The 17,230-nt window shown below is 58.9% G+C and carries 14 protein-coding genes; 9 read left to right on the forward strand and 5 right to left on the reverse strand.

Going from position 1 to position 17,230, the window contains the following annotated elements; all coding sequences use genetic code 11:
* Window positions 1-347 precede the first annotated feature (347 nt).
* Window positions 348-587 (forward strand): DUF6124 family protein, encoded by a 240-nt coding sequence (locus K0H48_RS03540; protein WP_219266422.1) that lies wholly within the window; start codon window positions 348-350, stop codon window positions 585-587.
* A 70-nt stretch (window positions 588-657) separates the two neighbouring features.
* On the opposite strand, the gene glnA is transcribed toward K0H48_RS03540, so the two are convergent.
* Window positions 658-2,064 (reverse strand): glutamate--ammonia ligase, encoded by a 1,407-nt coding sequence (gene glnA, locus K0H48_RS03545; RefSeq protein ID WP_110622433.1) that lies wholly within the window; start codon window positions 2,062-2,064, stop codon window positions 658-660.
* A gap of 334 nt (window positions 2,065-2,398) precedes the next feature.
* On the opposite strand from glnA, the gene thiI reads away from it, so the two are divergent.
* Window positions 2,399-3,853, forward strand: a complete 1,455-nt coding sequence (gene thiI / locus K0H48_RS03550) for a tRNA uracil 4-sulfurtransferase ThiI (RefSeq protein ID WP_056860657.1) — start codon at window positions 2,399-2,401, stop codon at window positions 3,851-3,853.
* A 139-nt stretch (window positions 3,854-3,992) separates the two neighbouring features.
* Entirely contained in the window at window positions 3,993-5,813 is a 1,821-nt protein-coding gene (typA, locus tag K0H48_RS03555) for a translational GTPase TypA (RefSeq protein ID WP_053140412.1), read from the forward strand.
* Between the two features lie 180 nt (window positions 5,814-5,993).
* Here the strand turns inward: typA and K0H48_RS03560 are convergent, their stop codons facing one another.
* Together K0H48_RS03560 and K0H48_RS03565 are read right to left on the reverse strand one after the other, a co-directional pair.
* Window positions 5,994-6,533, reverse strand: coding sequence for a hypothetical protein (locus K0H48_RS03560; RefSeq protein WP_219266423.1), 540 nt, complete (start codon window positions 6,531-6,533; stop codon window positions 5,994-5,996).
* Window positions 6,534-6,705: 172 nt separating this feature from the next.
* Window positions 6,706-7,140, reverse strand: coding sequence for a YkgJ family cysteine cluster protein (locus K0H48_RS03565; RefSeq protein WP_016972268.1), 435 nt, complete (start codon window positions 7,138-7,140; stop codon window positions 6,706-6,708).
* Between the two features lie 236 nt (window positions 7,141-7,376).
* On the opposite strand from K0H48_RS03565, the gene K0H48_RS03570 reads away from it, so the two are divergent.
* The 4 genes from K0H48_RS03570 to K0H48_RS03585 all read left to right on the forward strand — a co-directional run bounded on the left by K0H48_RS03570 (window position 7,377) and on the right by K0H48_RS03585 (window position 15,503).
* Complete coding sequence (locus K0H48_RS03570) at window positions 7,377-9,827, forward strand: glycogen/starch/alpha-glucan phosphorylase (RefSeq protein WP_219266424.1); 2,451 nt, start codon at window positions 7,377-7,379, stop codon at window positions 9,825-9,827.
* Between the two features lie 157 nt (window positions 9,828-9,984).
* Entirely contained in the window at window positions 9,985-13,050 is a 3,066-nt protein-coding gene (locus K0H48_RS03575) for a DUF2339 domain-containing protein (protein WP_219266425.1), read from the forward strand.
* Window positions 13,050-14,396, forward strand: a complete 1,347-nt coding sequence (locus K0H48_RS03580) for a DUF3999 domain-containing protein (RefSeq protein WP_219266426.1) — start codon at window positions 13,050-13,052, stop codon at window positions 14,394-14,396. Before K0H48_RS03575 ends, K0H48_RS03580 begins: the two co-directional genes overlap by 1 nt.
* A 96-nt stretch (window positions 14,397-14,492) precedes the next feature.
* Window positions 14,493-15,503 carry a class 1 fructose-bisphosphatase gene (locus K0H48_RS03585; RefSeq protein WP_003237460.1) on the forward strand — a complete coding sequence of 337 codons (1,011 nt, stop codon included), beginning with the start codon at window positions 14,493-14,495 and terminating at the stop codon, window positions 15,501-15,503.
* 57 nt (window positions 15,504-15,560) lie between these two features.
* Here the strand turns inward: K0H48_RS03585 and K0H48_RS03590 are convergent, their stop codons facing one another.
* Together K0H48_RS03590 and K0H48_RS03595 are read right to left on the reverse strand one after the other, a co-directional pair.
* Window positions 15,561-15,884 carry a type II toxin-antitoxin system RelE/ParE family toxin gene (locus K0H48_RS03590; RefSeq protein ID WP_219266427.1) on the reverse strand — a complete coding sequence of 108 codons (324 nt, stop codon included), beginning with the start codon at window positions 15,882-15,884 and terminating at the stop codon, window positions 15,561-15,563.
* Window positions 15,881-16,153: a type II toxin-antitoxin system Phd/YefM family antitoxin gene (locus K0H48_RS03595; RefSeq protein ID WP_065930790.1), complete on the reverse strand. Its 273-nt coding sequence runs from the start codon at window positions 16,151-16,153 to the stop codon at window positions 15,881-15,883. The genes K0H48_RS03590 and K0H48_RS03595 overlap by 4 nt, the downstream gene beginning before the upstream one ends.
* A 221-nt stretch (window positions 16,154-16,374) precedes the next feature.
* Between K0H48_RS03595 and K0H48_RS03600 the strand changes: the two genes are divergently transcribed.
* Both K0H48_RS03600 and K0H48_RS03605 read left to right on the forward strand, forming a co-directional pair.
* Window positions 16,375-16,629: a hypothetical protein gene (locus K0H48_RS03600; RefSeq protein WP_017849914.1), complete on the forward strand. Its 255-nt coding sequence runs from the start codon at window positions 16,375-16,377 to the stop codon at window positions 16,627-16,629.
* A 30-nt stretch (window positions 16,630-16,659) separates the two neighbouring features.
* On the forward strand, window positions 16,660-17,229 hold the full coding sequence (locus K0H48_RS03605) for a lipocalin family protein (RefSeq protein WP_025859016.1): 570 nt from the start codon (window positions 16,660-16,662) through the stop codon (window positions 17,227-17,229).
* Window position 17,230 lies beyond the last annotated feature (1 nt).

Consider the following 17,230-nt stretch of genomic DNA (forward strand, 5'->3'; position numbering starts at 1 on the left):
ACAACAAGCCAGCTTCCACATCTTCAATTGGGTTGCAAGCCTGCAGCAGTGTCAGCCAGAGGCTACCTTAACTTGCGTGCTTGCCTACAGGTGCGCCAGAATCCGCCGGCTTGTACGGCTGGCTTGTCGTGTCTAAGGTTGCTCGGTCGCTGCTCATCAGCGATCGGGTTTAGTAGCCTGAGGGTTAAGTTAAGTCGTACCACTCCGACCTATATGGCGGCTGTGCGTAGGGCACCTTCGGGTGCGCCGGCTTTTGCTTAACTTCCCCGGTCTACTAACCTGCGCACAGCTGCCACCCTATCGTTTAGTAGCGAGTCGATGGCGGCCTCATTCGAGGAAGTTAAGACATGTTCAAAGCAACTCCAAATCCGCCTCCGAGCGTTTTCACCATCGACCCTGGCAGCGACGACGAATCCCTGCTGGTCAACAGCTTCGAAGCCTTTACCTCGGTCAGCACCTTGTTGCTTGATTTGTCCGAGGCGCTGGAAGGCAAGCACCGCGATACCGTCCTGGCGATTCACCAGCTCAGTGCCCTCGGCACCTTGATGGTGGGCAAACTGCTCGACCGCCACGCCCCGGCTCGCTAAACGCCAGGCAAAAAAAAGACCTCCCAAGGGAGGTCTTTTTCGTTACGCCGCGTTAAGCAGCGCTACCGGGTCAGCAGCTGTAGTACAGCTCGTATTCCAGTGGGTGTACGAAGGTGCGTACTTTGATTTCTTCTTCGCTTTTCAGCTCGATGTAGGCATCGATGAAGTCGTCGCTGAAAACGCCGCCTTTGGTCAGGAACGCACGGCCCTTGTCCAGCTCTTCCAGGGCTTCTTTCAGGCTGCCGCACACTTGTGGGATCTCTTTGGCCTCTTCAGGCGGCAGGTCGTACAAGTTTTTGTCGGCGGCGTCGCCTGGGTGGATCTTGTTCTGGATACCGTCCAGGCCAGCCATTACCAGCGCAGCGAAGGCCAGGTATGGGTTGGCTGCCGGGTCCGGGAAGCGTGCTTCGATACGGCGAGCGCGAGGGCTGGACACGTAAGGAATACGGATCGAAGCGGAACGGTTACGCGCCGAGTAGGCCAGCATTACCGGTGCTTCGAAACCTGGGACCAGACGCTTGTAGGAGTTGGTCGACGGGTTGGTGAAGCCGTTCAGGGCCTTACCGTGCTTGATGATACCGCCGATGAAGTACAGGGCAGTGTCGGACAGGCCGGCATAACCTTCGCCAGCGAAGGTGTTCTTGCCATCTTTGGCGATGGACAGGTGAACGTGCATACCCGAACCGTTATCGCCGTACAGTGGCTTAGGCATGAAGGTAGCGGTACGGCCGTAGGCATCAGCCACGTTGTGTACGCAGTACTTCAGGGTCTGAACTTCGTCAGCCTTGGCCACCAGGGTGTTGAACTTCACGCCGATTTCGTTCTGGCCGGCAGTCGCCACTTCGTGGTGATGAACTTCGATAACCAGGCCCATTTCTTCCATGGCGTTGCACATGGAGGTACGGATTTCGTGGTCGTGGTCGAACGGCGGAACTGGGAAGTAACCGCCTTTGACGCCTGGACGGTGGCCTTTGTTGCCGCCTTCGATGTCCTGGTCGGACATCCACGAACCTTGTTCGGAGAAGATTTTGAACATGGAACCGGAGATGTCGGACTTGAACTTGACCGAATCAAAGATGAAGAATTCTGGCTCCGGGCCTACGAATACGGTGTCGCCGATACCGGTCGACTTCAGGTATTCCTCGGCACGCTTGGCGATCGCACGTGGGTCGCGGTCGTAGCCTTGCATGGTCGAAGGCTCGATCACGTCGCAGACGATGATCAGCGTTGGGTCTTCGGTGAACGGGTCGAGTACGGCAGTGCTGTCGTCCGGCATCAGGATCATGTCGGAAGCTTCGATGCCTTTCCAGCCGGCAATGGAGGAACCGTCGAACATTTTGCCTTCTTCGAAGAACGCATCATCCAGCGCGTCACGAGCCGGCATGGTCACGTGGTGCTGAGTACCTTTAGTGTCCGTGAAGCGCAGATCAATCCATTTAACGTCATGATCTTTGATGAGTTGAACCGACTTCGACATGGTGTCCTCCGGGTGGCTTCGGGCTGGGGTAGTGGAGTTAGCCCTTAGAATGTGGGTGATGCCGGCGCGAATACTCGACCAAGGCAACCTGCCTCACAAGAGAGCAAATTGCATGCCAGTGCGCCAACATGGCCTTTTTGCTTCAAAATGGCCCCTATAACGGTGCAATCCGCTGAAGCGGAATAAATAACGCACTGCAATGTAGCGTTAATTTGCGCAAATGACCCGTTTTGGTGCGTTGCGTCTGTGATGCATATTAACTGGTTAAACCTTGAGCGATTTCCGCTATAATCCGCGCCCCCCTTTTTCAGCAGGCCCGGCGCGCGCTGTTTCCATGAAATTAATCGTAAAAGTCTTCCCCGAGATCACCATCAAGAGCCGACCGGTACGGACGCGTTTCATCCGTCAGTTGGCCAAGAACATCCGTGCCGTGCTCCGAGACCTGGACCCGGCTGTGGTGGTGAACGGCGTGTGGGACAACCTCGAGCTGGAAACCCGCATTACCGACGCCAAAGCCTTGAAGGACATGACCGAGCGCCTGAGCTGCATGCCGGGCATCGCGCACTTCCTGCAGGTGGATGAGTACCCGTTGGGCGACTTCGACGACATCACCGAAAAGTGCAAGCAGCACTACGGCAGTGCGCTTGAAGGCAAGATCTTTTCGGTGCGCTGCAAGCGTGCCGGCAAGCACACCTTCAGCTCCATGGATGTAGAGAAATACGTCGGCAGCAAGCTGCGTCGCGAGTGCGGCGCCGCCGGAATTTCCCTTAAAGCGCCGCAAATTGAAGTGCGCATGGAAATTCGCGACCAACGGTTGTTTGTGATCCACAGCCAGCACAACAGCATCGGCGGCTACCCGCTGGGCGCACTGGAACAGACCCTGGTACTCATGTCCGGCGGTTTCGATTCCACGGTGGCTGCCTACCAGATCATGCGCCGCGGCCTGATGAGCCACTTCTGCTTCTTTAACCTGGGCGGGCGTGCACACGAATTGGGCGTGATGGAAGTCGCGCACTTTATCTGGAAGAAGTACGGCAGCTCCCAACGCGTGCTATTTGTAAGCGTGCCGTTCGAGGAAGTGCTGGGCGAAATTCTCGGCAAAGTCGATAACAGTCATATGGGCGTGGTATTGAAGCGTATGATGTTGCGCGCTGCGTCGCGAATCGCCGATCAGTTGCAGATCGACGCGTTGGTGACCGGTGAAGCGATCTCCCAGGTGTCCAGCCAGACGCTGCCGAACCTGTCGCTGATTGATTGCGTCACCGAGAAGCTGGTCTTGCGCCCGCTGATCGCCAGCCACAAGCAGGACATCATCGACCTGGCAGAAGAAATCGGCACGGCCGACTTTGCCAAGCACATGCCTGAATATTGCGGGGTCATTTCGGTGAACCCCAAGACCCACGCCAAGCGCAACCGCGTGGAGTATGAAGAACAACAGTTTGATATGGCGATTCTTGAGCGTGCGCTCGAGAACGCCAAACTGGTCCCGATCGATCGCGTCATCGATGAGTTGGGCCAGGATGTGCAAATCGAAGAAGTCAGCGAAGCCCTGGCCGGCCAGATCGTCGTCGACATCCGTCACCCGGATGCCGCCGAGGATGAGCCGCTGGAAATCGCTGGCATCGACGTGCAAGCGCTGCCGTTCTACGCATTGAACGCGCGCTTCAAGGAACTGGATAACAGCCGTCAGTACCTGCTGTATTGCGACAAAGGCGTGATGAGTCGCCTGCATGCCCACCATTTGCTCAGTGAGGGGTATGCCAATGTGCGCGTTTATCGACCGAGCTAAGAGCCCGGGGCTGTTTGCCTGTGGCCTGCGTCACCGGCCCCCCGACTCTGCCGTCAAGCTGTAACGGCAAGGCCTGACTCTACTGTTAATCGCTGCCACGACCTGTCAGCACACCGAATCCTCTGATCGAGATACACAAGTGATCGAAAATCTACGTAACATCGCCATCATTGCTCACGTTGACCATGGTAAAACCACCCTGGTAGACAAACTCCTGCGTCAATCCGGCACCCTGGAGCGCAACGAGCTCAACGACGAGCGCGTGATGGACTCCAACGACCAGGAAAAAGAGCGCGGTATTACCATCCTGGCTAAAAACACCGCTATCAACTGGAACGGCTACCACATCAACATCGTGGATACCCCGGGCCACGCCGACTTCGGCGGCGAAGTAGAACGCGTAATGTCGATGGTTGACTCCGTTCTGCTGCTGGTTGACGCTCAAGACGGCCCTATGCCGCAAACCCGTTTCGTGACCAAGAAGGCTTTCGAAGCTGGCCTGCGTCCGATCGTGTGCATCAACAAGGTTGACCGTCCAGGCGCGCGTCCGGACTGGGTTCTGGACCAGATTTTCGACCTGTTCGACAACCTGGGTGCTACCGAAGAACAGCTGGACTTCCAAGTCATCTACGCTTCGGCCCTGAACGGTATTGCCGGTCTGGAACACACCGCCATGGCGGAAGACATGACCCCGCTGTACCAGGCAATCGTTGACCACGTTCCACCACCGAAGGTTGACCGTGAAGGCCCGTTCCAGATGCAAATCTCGGCACTGGACTACAACAGCTTCCTGGGTGTTATCGGCGTTGGCCGTATTGCCCGTGGTAGCGTCAAGCCGAACACCCCGGTTGTCGCTATCGGCGCCGACGGCAAGAAGCGTAACGGCCGTATCCTGAAGCTGATGGGGCACCACGGCCTGCACCGCATCGACGTTGAAGAAGCCTTCGCTGGCGACATCGTTTGCGTGAGCGGTATGGACTCGCTGTTCATCTCCGACACCCTGTGCCAGCCGGACACCGTCGAGGCGATGAAGCCTCTGACCGTTGACGAGCCAACCGTTTCCATGACCTTCCAGGTAAACGACTCGCCTTTCTGCGGTAAAGAAGGCAAGTTCGTGACTTCCCGTAACATCAAGGAACGTCTGGACAAAGAGCTGCTGTACAACGTTGCTCTGCGCGTTGAAGAAGGCGACTCGGCTGACAAGTTCAAGGTTTCCGGCCGTGGTGAGCTGCACCTCTCGGTACTGATCGAAACCATGCGTCGCGAAGGCTTCGAAATGGGCGTTGGTCGTCCAGAAGTGATCATCCGTACTGTTGACGGCGTGAAGCAGGAACCGTTCGAAAACGTAACCATCGACACCCCTGAAGAATCCCAGGGCAAGGTCATGGAAGAAATGGGCCTGCGTAAGGGCGACCTGACCAACATGGTGCCGGATGGCAAAGGCCGTGTACGTCTGGAATACAACATCCCTGCTCGTGGTCTGATCGGTTTCCGTAACCAGTTCCTGACCCTGACCAACGGTGCTGGCATCCTGACCTCGATCTTCGATCGCTACGACACCATGAAGTCCGGCGACATGTCCGGCCGTCAGAACGGTGTTCTGGTATCGGTAGAAACCGGCAAGGCGCTGACCTACTCCCTGGAAACTCTGCAGGCGCGTGGCAAGCTGTTCGTTGAACACGGTCAAGAGATCTACAACGGTCAGATCGTTGGTCTGAACAGCCGTGACAACGACATGGGCGTTAACCCAACCAAAGGCAAGAAGCTCGACAACATGCGTGCTTCGGGTAAAGACGAAACCATCGCTCTGGTCCCACCTGTTCGCTTCACCCTGGAACAGGCCCTGGAATTCATCCAGGACGACGAGCTGTGCGAAGTTACGCCTAAGTCGATCCGCCTGCGTAAGAAGATCCTGGACGAAGGCGAGCGCACCCGCGCTGCCAAGAAAGCCAAGAACTGAGTTAACTCAGGCTGAATGAAAAACGCCCCCGGTCGAAAGGCCGGGGGCGTTTTTTTATGCCTGCAGTTTTTGTGGTGACTGTGCCGGCCTCATCGCGGGCAAGCCCGGCTCCCACAGGGGATGCATTTTAAATGTGGGATGCTTTTACGGTTTTGATTGTGTCGAGGTGCAGGCCGTTCTTCAGCCTTGTGGTCCGGTGCCAAACCACCGAAAGGCCAGGAACGTTTTGACTATTTTGCTTAATTGGATTTTGTCAGCTTTGTCCGCACGCCCATCCGAGTTGATATCACTGTGGGTGAATGTGTCGAATACACCATCATTGTCGCCGTCATAGGCCGAGGCACACTTGATGCGGATAGGCTGACTGAGGTCGCCATTATCCTCACTGAATTGGCAGGTGACGATGTTTGGAGAACCGTCCTTGTGGTAGTCGCTCGTAAAAATTTTGAGGTAGCGCTCCCAGTTATCGCCAATATTGAACCAGTTGAGTTGCAGAAAAGTTTCGGCAAACTCCGTCAGCAGTAATTGGTCCTGAAAACCCTGTTTGCCATCGTGATTGATATCGCCCGCAAATCCGAACTCGATGCTGCCATCAGCATTCATGTCGACTGCAACGGCTTCGCGTATCTGGCTGGCCAGCGGGTCGTGAAAGTGCAGCAGCGCGGTGTCTGCTTTTCCGTTGCCGCTGCGATCTTGGGCGGTGACTTTTAAATAGCGCATGAGCATCCTCCTGGAATAAAGACACTCAACGTTATCAGCGACGGTCTGGTAGCTATGTCAGGTGGCAAGCCTTTGATCCATCAGAGATGGCCCATATGGGCGTAGGCTTAGAATCTTTCCAGTGTACGAAGCCTGTCTGATCGCAACCACGCAGAGCGAGGGGTACGATCGGTCAGAACTTATCGAGGGTCCGGAACTTGGTCTCGCGCACCACTTCTTTGGGCTTATACGCGCAATATCCCGGCCGCGGCCCGATTTTTGGGTGGTTGCGGCAGGTATCCGGGCGCTTGTCATAAATAGTGCAGAAGCGCGTCTTACGATCCAGGTACAGGCAGTCGTTGTTGCTCATGCGCTGCAGGGTGAAAATTTCCGACTTGGAATTGAAGCGCTCGACGATGCCTTCCTTCTGCAAACGCTTGGCGATGTTCTTCGGCGGGTCGCCGCGCTCGAACTCATCGACGATGCCAATACGGATCAGGTCCTTGATCTTCACCTCGACCGGCAGCGTGCAGCAGCTGGACACGCAGCCGCCGCACATGTGGGCGGAATATTTCTGCCAGGTCTCGAGACGGTCGAGTTCCGCGGCGGCGATCAGTTGAGGCTTCATCAAGGTTCCAAGGTGGGGCTGTATCCGGGCGCGCGATCATACCGGGATTGGTGGTTTTTTGAACAATATTTTGCAGATTTCATCTCCAACGGTGCAGGGGAGCAAAGCAGGCACGGCCCCTGCATCAATTTCCCGCATAGGTGAATGAGTTAAAAAACTGCCGAACCAGCACGTCTACCGTCTGTCAGACCGACTAGGCTCTAGCAACTCCTTCAATCTCGCCCGAGGTCGCACCGATGTCTCAGGAACCGCTTGCACGAGAAGCAGAGGTAGCCGCATTCCGCGATGCTGTCTTGACCAAACTCACCTACGCGGTGGGCAAGGACCCGGATCACGCCTTCGACCACGACTGGTTCGAAGCCATTGCCCTGGCCGCCCGTGACCAGATGGTCGACCACTGGATGAACCACACGCGGCGTATCTACCGCAAAGGCCAGAAGCGGGTGTATTACCTCTCGCTGGAATTCCTGATTGGCCGTTTGCTCTACGACAGCCTGAGCAACCTGGGCGTGTTGGAAATTGCCCGCGAAGCCCTGTCCGAACTGGGCGTGGACCTGGAGCGCATCCGCCTGCTGGAGCCCGACGCGGCCCTTGGCAACGGTGGCCTGGGCCGCTTGGCCGCGTGCTTTATGGAAAGCATGTCGACCTTGGGCATTGCCGGCCACGGTTATGGCATTCGTTATGAACACGGCCTGTTCCGCCAGGCAATCGTCGATGGCTGGCAGCAAGAGCAGACCGAGCGCTGGCTGGATTTCGGCAACCCATGGGAATTCGAGCGCGCCGAGGTGATCTACCCGATCGGCTTTGGCGGCAGCGTCGAAACCCTGGCGGATGCCACCGGCAAGATGATCCAGGTGTGGACGCCCAACGAAACCGTGCGCGCGGTGGCTTACGACACCCCAGTGGTCGGCTGGCGCGGTGCCAGCGTCAACACCCTGCGCCTGTGGCGTGCCCGCGCCGTGGAAGACCTGCACCTGGAGCGTTTCAACGCCGGTGACCACTTGGGCGCCGTCGCTGAAGTGGCGCGCGCCGAAAGCATCTCCCGAGTGCTTTACCCGGCCGACAGCACCGAAGCAGGGCAGGAATTGCGCCTGCGCCAGGAATACTTCTTCGTTTCGGCCTCGCTGCAAGACTTGCTGCGCCGCCACAAGAACATGCACGGCTCGGTACTGAGCCTGGGCGAACACGCCGCGATTCAGCTCAACGACACCCACCCGTCCATCGCCGTGGCCGAGTTGATGCGCCAACTGGTCGACCTGCACGACATCCCGTGGGAAGCCGCGTGGGATGTGACCGTTGAAACCCTTTCCTACACCAACCACACCTTGTTGCCCGAGGCCTTGGAAACCTGGCCTGTCGGTTTGATGGAACGCATGCTGCCCCGGCATATGCAGATCATCTACCTGATCAACGCCCAGCACATCGATTCGCTGCGCGCCAAGGGCATCCACGATTTCGACGTATTGCGCGCCGTGTCGCTGATCGAAGAAGACAACGGCCGCCGCGTGCGCATGGGTAACCTGGCGTTCCTTGGCTCCCATAGCGTTAACGGCGTTTCCGGGCTGCACACCCAGTTGATGCGCAGCACGGTGTTCTCCGAGATGCACAAGCTGTACCCGGAGCGCATCAACAACAAAACCAACGGCATTACTTTCCGCCGCTGGCTGTACCAGGCCAACCCCAAGCTCACCGAGATGCTGGTGGAAGCGCTGGGCCCGGACATTCTCGACACCATGGAAACGCGCCTGACGGAGTTGGAAACCTTCGCCGAGAAGCAGGCCTTCCGCAAAGCCTTCGCCGATCAGCGCCTGCACAGCAAGCGAGCGCTGGCTGAGATCATCCACGAGCGCCTGGGTATTTCGGTGAACCCGGCGGCGATGTTCGACGTGCAGGTCAAGCGCATCCACGAATACAAACGCCAGTTGCTCAACCTGCTGCACACCGTGGCGCTGTACCAGGCCATTCGTGCCGAGCCGGGCACCGACTGGGTGCCGCGCGTGAAGATCTTCGCGGGCAAGGCGGCCGCCAGTTATCACCAGGCCAAGTTGATCATCAAATTGACCAACGATATCGCCCGCACCGTGAACAACGACCCGACCGTGCGCGGTTTGCTCAAGGTGGTGTTCCTACCCAACTACAACGTCAGCCTGGCGGAAAGCATCATCCCGGCAGCGGATTTGTCGGAGCAGATTTCCACTGCCGGTTTTGAAGCTTCCGGCACCAGCAACATGAAGTTCGGCCTCAACGGCGCGCTGACCATCGGCACCATGGACGGCGCCAACGTGGAGATGCACGAGCGCGTGGGCGCCGAGCATATGTTTATCTTCGGCCTCAGCGCCCAGCAGGTGGAAGCGCGCAAGCACGCCGGTGAGTTCAACGCCGGGCCGGACATTGCCGCGTCCCATCGCCTTAACGATGTGCTGCAAGCGATCCGTGGCGGGGTGTTCTCGCCGGATGACCCGGGCCGTTATGTGGGCTTGATCGACGGGCTGATCGACTACGACCGCTTCCTGGTATGCGCCGACTTCGACGCTTACTGGGACGCCCAGGCCCGGGTCGAGGCGCATTGGCACGATTCCAAGGCCTGGTGGCGCTCGGCGGTGCTCAATACCGCGCGCATGGGCTGGTTCAGCTCGGACCGCACCATCCGCGAATACGCCACCGAGATCTGGAAAGCCCTCGACTAAACAGCGCAATACTAAAATGTGGGAGCGGGCTTGCTCGCGAATGCGGTGTGACAGTCGACATATTTGTTAACTGATACTCCGCATTCGCGAGCAAGCCCGCTCCCACATTGGCTTTGCGTCGATATACTAAGGCCCGGTTCGCTTAGGGATATCGACCATGCAATGGATCTTCATGCTGATTGGCCTGGTGCTTGGCTGGGCGCTCGATGAGTCGTTTTCCGACGCCGGTATCGGTGCACTGCTGGGCTTGGGCATTGGCCAGGCGATTCGCCTGTCGAGGCTGTCGGCTCAGGCGGACCAACAAGCGCGTCAGTTGGAAACCACACAGAAGGCGTTGATCGCCCTAGGCGATCGTCTGCGGCAATTGGAAGTGCCCACGCCGACCCGTAGCGCGACCGTCGAACCGCCCATTCCCGAACCCGCACCTGTCACCAAGCCGCCCGAGCTGGTCTGGGAACTGCCTGCCGAGCTGGCACCTGTCGCCATGGTTGCCGAACCGAGCCAGCCGCTGCCGGATGATGTCTGGGTTGCCACGCCACGCCCTCAACAACCCGTCACCCCACCTAGCCCCAACCTGATCGAGCGCGCCATCCGCGGCGCCCGCGATTGGCTGTTCGGCGGCAATACCGTGCTGCGCGTTGGCGTGGTGCTGTTGTTTCTCGGCCTGGCGTTTTTGCTGCGTTATGCCACCGAAGGCGTGGTGGTGCCGATCGAACTGCGTTACGCCGGAGTTGCTGGCGCCGCCATCGCCTTGCTGGGCCTGGGCTGGTGGCTGCGGCTGCGCAACAGCAATTACGGGCTGATGCTGCAAGGCACCGGCATTGCCGTGTTGTACCTGACGGTGTTCGCCGCGATGCGCCTGCACCCACTGATTGACCCAGGCGCCGCGTTTGCCTTGTTGGTGGTGATCACGGTGTTCTCGGCCACCCTGGCAATCAGCCAGGACGCCCTCGGCCTTGCCTGCGCGGCGGCGCTGGGTGGTTTTGCTGCGCCGATTCTGGCCTCCACCGGCGCCGGTAATCATGTGGCGCTGTTCAGTTATTTCGCCCTGCTCAATGCCGGCATTCTCGCCATCGCCTGGTTCAAGGCCTGGCGCGTGCTCAACCTGATCGGGTTTTTCGGCACTTTCGGCATTGGTTTCGCTTGGGGCATGCGCGCTTACGCGCCGGAGTTGCTGTGGAGTACCGAGCCGTTCCTGATCCTGTTTTTCCTGATGTACCTGGCTATTGGCCTACTGTATGCCCGACGTAAATTGCAGGCGTTGGGCGACGCACCTGAAGAACGTGACGCACTGCTGCGCTGGTCGGCGGCCAAGGGCGATTATGTCGACGGCAGCCTGCTGTTTGGTCCGCCCTTGGTGGGCTTTGGCTTGCAGTTCGCGCTGGTGCAGCACCTGGAATTTGCGCCTGCATTCAGCGCACTGGGCCTGGGCATTATCTATATGGTCCTGGCGCGACTGCTTCAGGGTGGACGCACTTTGCTACTGGCCGAAACATGCCTGGCGCTAGGGGTGATCTTTGCCAGCCTGGCGATTCCGTTGGGCCTTGATGCGCGCTGGACGGCGGCCGCGTGGGCGGTTGAGGGCGCGGGGATCTTCTGGTTGGGCATGCGCCAGCATAAAACCCTGGCGCGGGCGTTCGCCTTGTTGCTCCAACTGGGATCGACGCTGATCTTCCTCAGCGAACTGCGCAGTGGCACGGGCACCTTGTTGCAAGGGCTGCCATTGGGGGCGTTGCTGCTCGGCGTTGCGCTGCTGTTTACCTTTTATCAAGTGCACAAATCGCTGCCGGAGCAGAGCCGAAATTGGGAACGCCAAGGCGCGCCGTGGCTCGCCGCCCTTGGCCTGGCGTGTGCATACCTGCTGCCGGCGTTGTTGCTGTCGACGCAGGGCAGCGTGATCAGTTGGGCGCTGGCCGGTCTTGCGACAGTCTGGGCCGGGCGATTGATCGCGTCCAAAGCGGTTGTGTACTGCGGTGTCGCGGTGCAACTGCTTGCAGGCGTGTTGTTTGTGCTCGACCCGGTGGCCAATGTGTGGACGCCAATGATCATGGCCATCGCCGCCATGACCAGCGCCTGGCGCTTGCCTCGTGGGTACCTGGCGCATGTGCTGTTGGCCTGGGGCGTGGCGTGGTGGGCGCTGGCCCTGGGCGGTGAAGTGTTGCGCTCGGCGCCTGTGGCCTTGCATGCCACGCTGTTGCTGTTGGCGGCTGCGTTGAGCGTAGCGCTCTGGACCGTGCTGGCGCTGCGGCTGCGGTGGGCGGCGTTGGGCGTGGCGTCTACCTTGCTGATGCCGGTTTCCGGACTGGTGTTGGCGGGCGCATGGAATGAGTACTACCACCCTGCGGCGAATTTCGCTGCTTTGGCCTGGATTGCGGTATTTGTCGTGCATGGCGTGTCGCTGCGCCGCCTGGCGCAACTCGTCGAGCCGCGTCCCTTGAGCATGGCCCATGTGTTGGGCTGCTGGGTGTTGATTGGCGTGCTGGCGCTGGAGCTACGCTACGGCTTGCTGTTGCTCTCGGATCACTACAACGCCTGGCGCTGGTTGGGCTGGGCGATCTTGCCAAGCCTGTATCTGGTGCTGGCCGCTTCGCCACGTCGTTGGCCGTGGCCGGTGTCGGCGTACCCGCGTGAATACCGCGTGCTGGCGGCGCTGCCGTTGGCGGTATTGATGCTTGCATGGTTCTGGCTGGCCAATACGTTCAGCGACGGTACGGCCGAGCCGTTGCCGTATATACCGCTGCTCAACCCGTTGGACCTGGGGCTGCTGTTTGCGCTGCTGGGTGTTTACGTGTGGTCGCGCACTGTGGCGCCGCAGGCTGAGCGGCTTGCCCAAGGGGTCGTGGGTGTTTCGCTGTTTGCCTTCTTTACGGCCTTGGTGATGCGCACCGCCCATCATTGGGGCGGTGTGCCATTTGACTTGGATACGTTGCTGGAATCGATGTTGGTGCAAGCCAGCCTGTCGATTGTGTGGACCCTTATCGCCCTGGGCCTGATGATCGGCGGCCACCTGCGCAACAGACGCGAAGTGTGGCTGATCGGCGCGGCGCTGATTGCCGTGGTGGTCGCCAAGTTGTTCTTTGTTGAGCTGAGCAACCGTGGCGGTCTGGCGCGGATCGTATCGTTTATCGGCGTGGGCGGGTTGTTGCTGGTGGTGGGCTACTTTGCACCGCTGCCGCCCAAGCGTGCCGAACCTGTGACTGCAACCGAGGGAGCATCTTCTTGATGGGCAAGCTGAGTCTGAGCGGGTTGGCGTTATGGTTGATGTGTTCGGCGGTGTACGCGCAGGAAGGGCCGGCCGACTTCACCACGCACGTGCCGCTGGCCGTGAGCGGCAATGGCCCCTGGTATCGCCTGGAGCTGCCGCTGAGCGTGCAATTGGCTGCGCGCCAGGCTGACCTGAGTGATGTGCGCGTGTTCAATGCCGCCGGCGAGCCACAGGCGTATGCGCTGTCGCGCCAGTCCGCGCAACGTACCGAAAGCCGCGACGTGACCGATGTGAAGTGGTTCCCTCTGTACGCTGCCGACACCCGTGAAAGCGTGCCAAATGTAGTGATGAAGTCCACCGCCGAAGGCACCTTGCTGCAAGTGCTCCCGCCTAAAACCGGCGCGCAAGTGCTGCGGGGCTGGGTGCTGGACGCCAGTTCGATCAAGGCGCCGTTGCAGCAGTTGAGTCTGGACTGGAGCCGTGAGCAGGACGGTTTCCAGCGTTTCAGCATTGAAGCCAGCGATGACTTGCAGCACTGGCAGGCATGGGGCGACGGGCAAGTGGCGCGCTTGTCGTTTGCCGACGAGCGTGTCGAGCAGCATGACGTGAGCTTGCCGGGGCAATCGGCGCGGTATCTGCGCCTGGTATGGCAAGGGCAGGCGGCGCCGCAGTTGACGTCGGCCAAACTGGTCAGCGCGACCCGCAGCAGCTTGCCGCTGCCGTTGGTGTGGTCGCAGCCGCTAGCGGGCACGCGGCTCAAGGCCGGTGAATACAGCTGGCAACTGCCAACAGGGCTGCACATAGAGCGCTTGCGCGTCGAGCTCAAGCAGCCCAACACGCTGGCGCCCGTGAAGTTGGCGGGGCGGCGCGAAGCCAATCAGGCCTGGCAACCGCTGAGCAATGGCTTGCTGTATCGCCTGGCCCAGAATGGCCAGGACGTGGTGCAGGATGAATTGCAATTGCCAGGCGTGGCCGTAGGCGAACTCAAGTTGCAGGTGGACGAGCGCGGCGGCGGCCTGGGCGTGGACGCGCCAGCTTTGCGCTTTGCCGTGCGTGCCACGCAGTTGGTGTTCCTGGCGCGCGGTGAGCCGCCGTTTACCCTGGCGTTGGGCAACCCGTCGATAAAGGCCGCGAACTTGCCGCTGTCGACGCTGATTCCCGACTACAGCGCCGAGCGTATCAAGACCTTGGGGCAGGCTACGGTCGCAGGAGAGGTGACGCTCAAGTCGCCTGCGATTGCCGCTTCGCCCCAAGCGGGTACGGACTGGAAGAAGCTTGGCCTGTGGGCGGTGCTGCTGCTCGGTGTGGCAGCGCTGGGGGCCATGGCCTACAGTCTGTTGCGCAAGCCCCAGGTCAAACCGTGAACTCTATTGGGGTTAAATCCTCTGATTAGAGGAAATAACCCTCGACTCGCGTTAAACTGCGCGGGTTTTTAAGCCCCCCATTTTCCGGAGCCTTCCATGTCCCGCGTTACCCTGAGTCGCTATTTGATCGAGCAGACCCGCAGCAACAACACGCCTGCCGATCTGCGCTTCCTTATCGAAGTGGTGGCGCGTGCTTGCAAGGAAATCAGCCACGCCGTGTCCAAAGGCGCACTGGGTGGTGTTCTGGGCAGCATGGGCACTGAAAACGTCCAAGGTGAAGTGCAGAAGAAGCTCGACGTGATTTCCAACGAAATCCTGCTCGAAGCCAACGAATGGGGCGGCCACCTGGCCGGCATGGCGTCCGAAGAAATGGACAACGCCTACCAGATCCCGGGCAAATACCCGAAAGGCGCGTACCTGCTGGTGTTCGACCCACTGGACGGCTCGTCCAACATCGACATCAACGCACCGGTCGGCACCATCTTCTCGGTACTGCGCTGCCCGAATGAATACCTGAGCCAGAACGAAGCCTTGAACGAAAAGGCCTTCCTGCAGCCAGGCACCGAGCAGGTCGCTGCCGGCTACGCCATCTACGGCCCGCAGACCATGCTGGTGCTGACCCTGGGCGACGGCGTTAAAGGCTTTACCCTGGACCGTGAAATGGGCAGCTTCGTACTGACCCACGAAGACATCACCATTCCTGCCTCCACCCAGGAATTTGCGATCAACATGTCCAACCAGCGCCACTGGGAAGAGCCTGTGACCCGCTACGTGGGCGAGTTGATGGCCGGCGAAGAAGGCCCGTTGAAGAAGAACTTCAACATGCGCTGGGTCGCTGCGATGGTGGCTGACGTACACCGCATCCTGACCCGTGGTGGCCTGTTCATGTACCCACGTGACAGCCGCGAGCCTTCCAAGCCGGGCAAGCTGCGTTTGATGTACGAAGCCAACCCGATGTCGTTCCTGGTTGAGCAAGCGGGCGGCGCGTCCACCGACGGCCACCAACGCATCCTCGACATCCAGCCGGAAGGCCTGCACCAGCGTGTGGCGGTGTTCCTGGGCTCGAAGGAAGAAGTTGAGCGTGTGACGGCTTATCACAAGAAGTAAACATTTGTGGTGATCAAAAAGCCCCGAAATGCCTACAGCGTTTCGGGGCTTTTTTGTTTACTGGATAAGATTTTTCAGCAGCAGTGCCTGCAGGTTTTTTCGAGTGTCGGCGATGATGTGGACATAGATGATTTGTTCACGGATTTCGTAGATGATCCGGTTCATGCCACTCACCACTTGGCGATACTGGCTCATATTCAGCCGCTCGATTTCTTCCGGTATCGAGCCTGCATAAGGCTGAGTTTCGAGGCGGCGCATAGCGTGTTTCAACGATTCAAAGGTCGTTTGCCAGGTTGACGCAGAGAATTGTCGAATGAGGTATGACTTGATGTCTTTAAGGTCGTTCTTTGCTGAGTGAAGAATCACAACCCTGAACGTCATTGAGCGTCGTCCTTGTCCAGCTCTGCGAATACGTCCTCCATATCCTCAAACTGACCTGATTCAATCTGTCGATTACCCAGGGCCAAAAGCTTTAACAAGGCCATGGTTTCCGCCTGTTCTTCAAAGCTCTTTACGTCCATCACCACCAGCTTTGCCTCACCGTTTTGAGTGATAACCAGCGGTTCGCGGCTTTCTGTGAGGGTTTTGACAATCTCAGCCGTATGGCTTTTCAGGTAGCTGATCGGTTTTATCTGGGATGAGAATTTCACGGGTAAGCCCTGCCTCGATGGTGGACCGATATTAGTCTTTATTTGGTCTGATCGTAGCGTTGGACTGATGAAAGGTTGGGGTTTTACGTTCGAAAAGGCGCTGAAAAGTACCGGTGCGCAGAAAAAAGAAATACCACCCCTCATCGGGAACCAGACACCCCTTTTCCCTTCTAAGCTTCTGGCAGATACCCCAGCTGCTTTGTCTCTCCAGGAGCTTTTCCATGTCTTTACGCCGTCTCGCCTTGCTGGCTTTTTGCGTGCTGCTAGCCGCGTGCAGTAAGGTCAATCAAGAAAATTACGCGAAGCTGTCGGCTGGCATGGCCAAGGCCGAGGTGGAGTCGTTGCTGGGTAAGCCGACTGATTGTTCCGGTGCGCTGGGCATGTCCAGCTGTACGTGGGGCGATAAAAACAGCTTTATCAGCGTGCAGTACGCCGGTGACAAAGTTCTGATGTTTTCCGGGCAAGGCCTGAAGTAAACCGGGGCGCGAGCCTGCGGGAGAAGAAGAATGATGCGTTTTGTTTTGTTTCTTTGCGCCAGTCTGTTTTTGGCGGGCTGCGCCAGCCATTCTGGCGATGATCTGCAACCCAAGACCGCGAGCAACGTCAACCTCAAGCGTTACCAGGGCACCTGGTATGAGTTGGCCCGATTGCCGATGTACTTCCAGCGCAACTGCGCGCAGTCCGAAGCCCGATACACCCTGTTGCCGGATGGCGACATGTCGGTGTTCAACCGCTGCCTGACCACAGAGTGGAAGTGGGAAGAAGCCAAGGGCACGGCCACGCCGCAAGTGCCGGGCAAGACCGACAAGCTCTGGGTGGAATTCAATAACTGGTTCACCGCGCTGTTGCCGGGCGTTGCCAAGGGTGATTACTGGGTGCTGTACGTGAGTGATGACTACAAGACCGCCATCGTCGGCAGCCCGAGCCGGCGCTACATGTGGATCCTGTCACGCACGCCAACGGTAAATGCCGACACCCGCGAAGACCTGCTGAGCCGGGCGCGGCAGCAGGGGTATGACACCACGCGGCTGATCTGGCGTACGTCGGACAAACAGATGGCGAAGACCTCGCAATAAC

The sequence above is a fragment of the Pseudomonas sp. Xaverov 259 genome (assembly GCF_019352915.1).
GTDB lineage: Bacteria > Pseudomonadota > Gammaproteobacteria > Pseudomonadales > Pseudomonadaceae > Aquipseudomonas.

Bases quoted from the DNA above. Each gene is read 5' to 3' on its own strand.
- K0H48_RS03540 (WP_219266422.1), top strand. From the start codon at position 348: ATGTTCAAAGCAACTCCAAATCCGCCTCCGAGCGTTTTCACCATCGAC.
- glnA (WP_110622433.1), bottom strand. From the start codon at position 2,064: ATGTCGAAGTCGGTTCAACTCATCAAAGATCATGACGTTAAATGGATT.
- thiI (WP_056860657.1), top strand. From the start codon at position 2,399: ATGAAATTAATCGTAAAAGTCTTCCCCGAGATCACCATCAAGAGCCGA.
- K0H48_RS03560 (WP_219266423.1), bottom strand. From the start codon at position 6,533: ATGCGCTATTTAAAAGTCACCGCCCAAGATCGCAGCGGCAACGGAAAA.
- K0H48_RS03565 (WP_016972268.1), bottom strand. From the start codon at position 7,140: ATGAAGCCTCAACTGATCGCCGCCGCGGAACTCGACCGTCTCGAGACC.
- K0H48_RS03570 (WP_219266424.1), top strand. From the start codon at position 7,377: ATGTCTCAGGAACCGCTTGCACGAGAAGCAGAGGTAGCCGCATTCCGC.
- K0H48_RS03575 (WP_219266425.1), top strand. From the start codon at position 9,985: ATGCAATGGATCTTCATGCTGATTGGCCTGGTGCTTGGCTGGGCGCTC.
- K0H48_RS03580 (WP_219266426.1), top strand. From the start codon at position 13,050: ATGGGCAAGCTGAGTCTGAGCGGGTTGGCGTTATGGTTGATGTGTTCG.
- K0H48_RS03585 (WP_003237460.1), top strand. From the start codon at position 14,493: ATGTCCCGCGTTACCCTGAGTCGCTATTTGATCGAGCAGACCCGCAGC.
- K0H48_RS03590 (WP_219266427.1), bottom strand. From the start codon at position 15,884: ATGACGTTCAGGGTTGTGATTCTTCACTCAGCAAAGAACGACCTTAAA.
- K0H48_RS03600 (WP_017849914.1), top strand. From the start codon at position 16,375: ATGTCTTTACGCCGTCTCGCCTTGCTGGCTTTTTGCGTGCTGCTAGCC.
- K0H48_RS03605 (WP_025859016.1), top strand. From the start codon at position 16,660: ATGATGCGTTTTGTTTTGTTTCTTTGCGCCAGTCTGTTTTTGGCGGGC.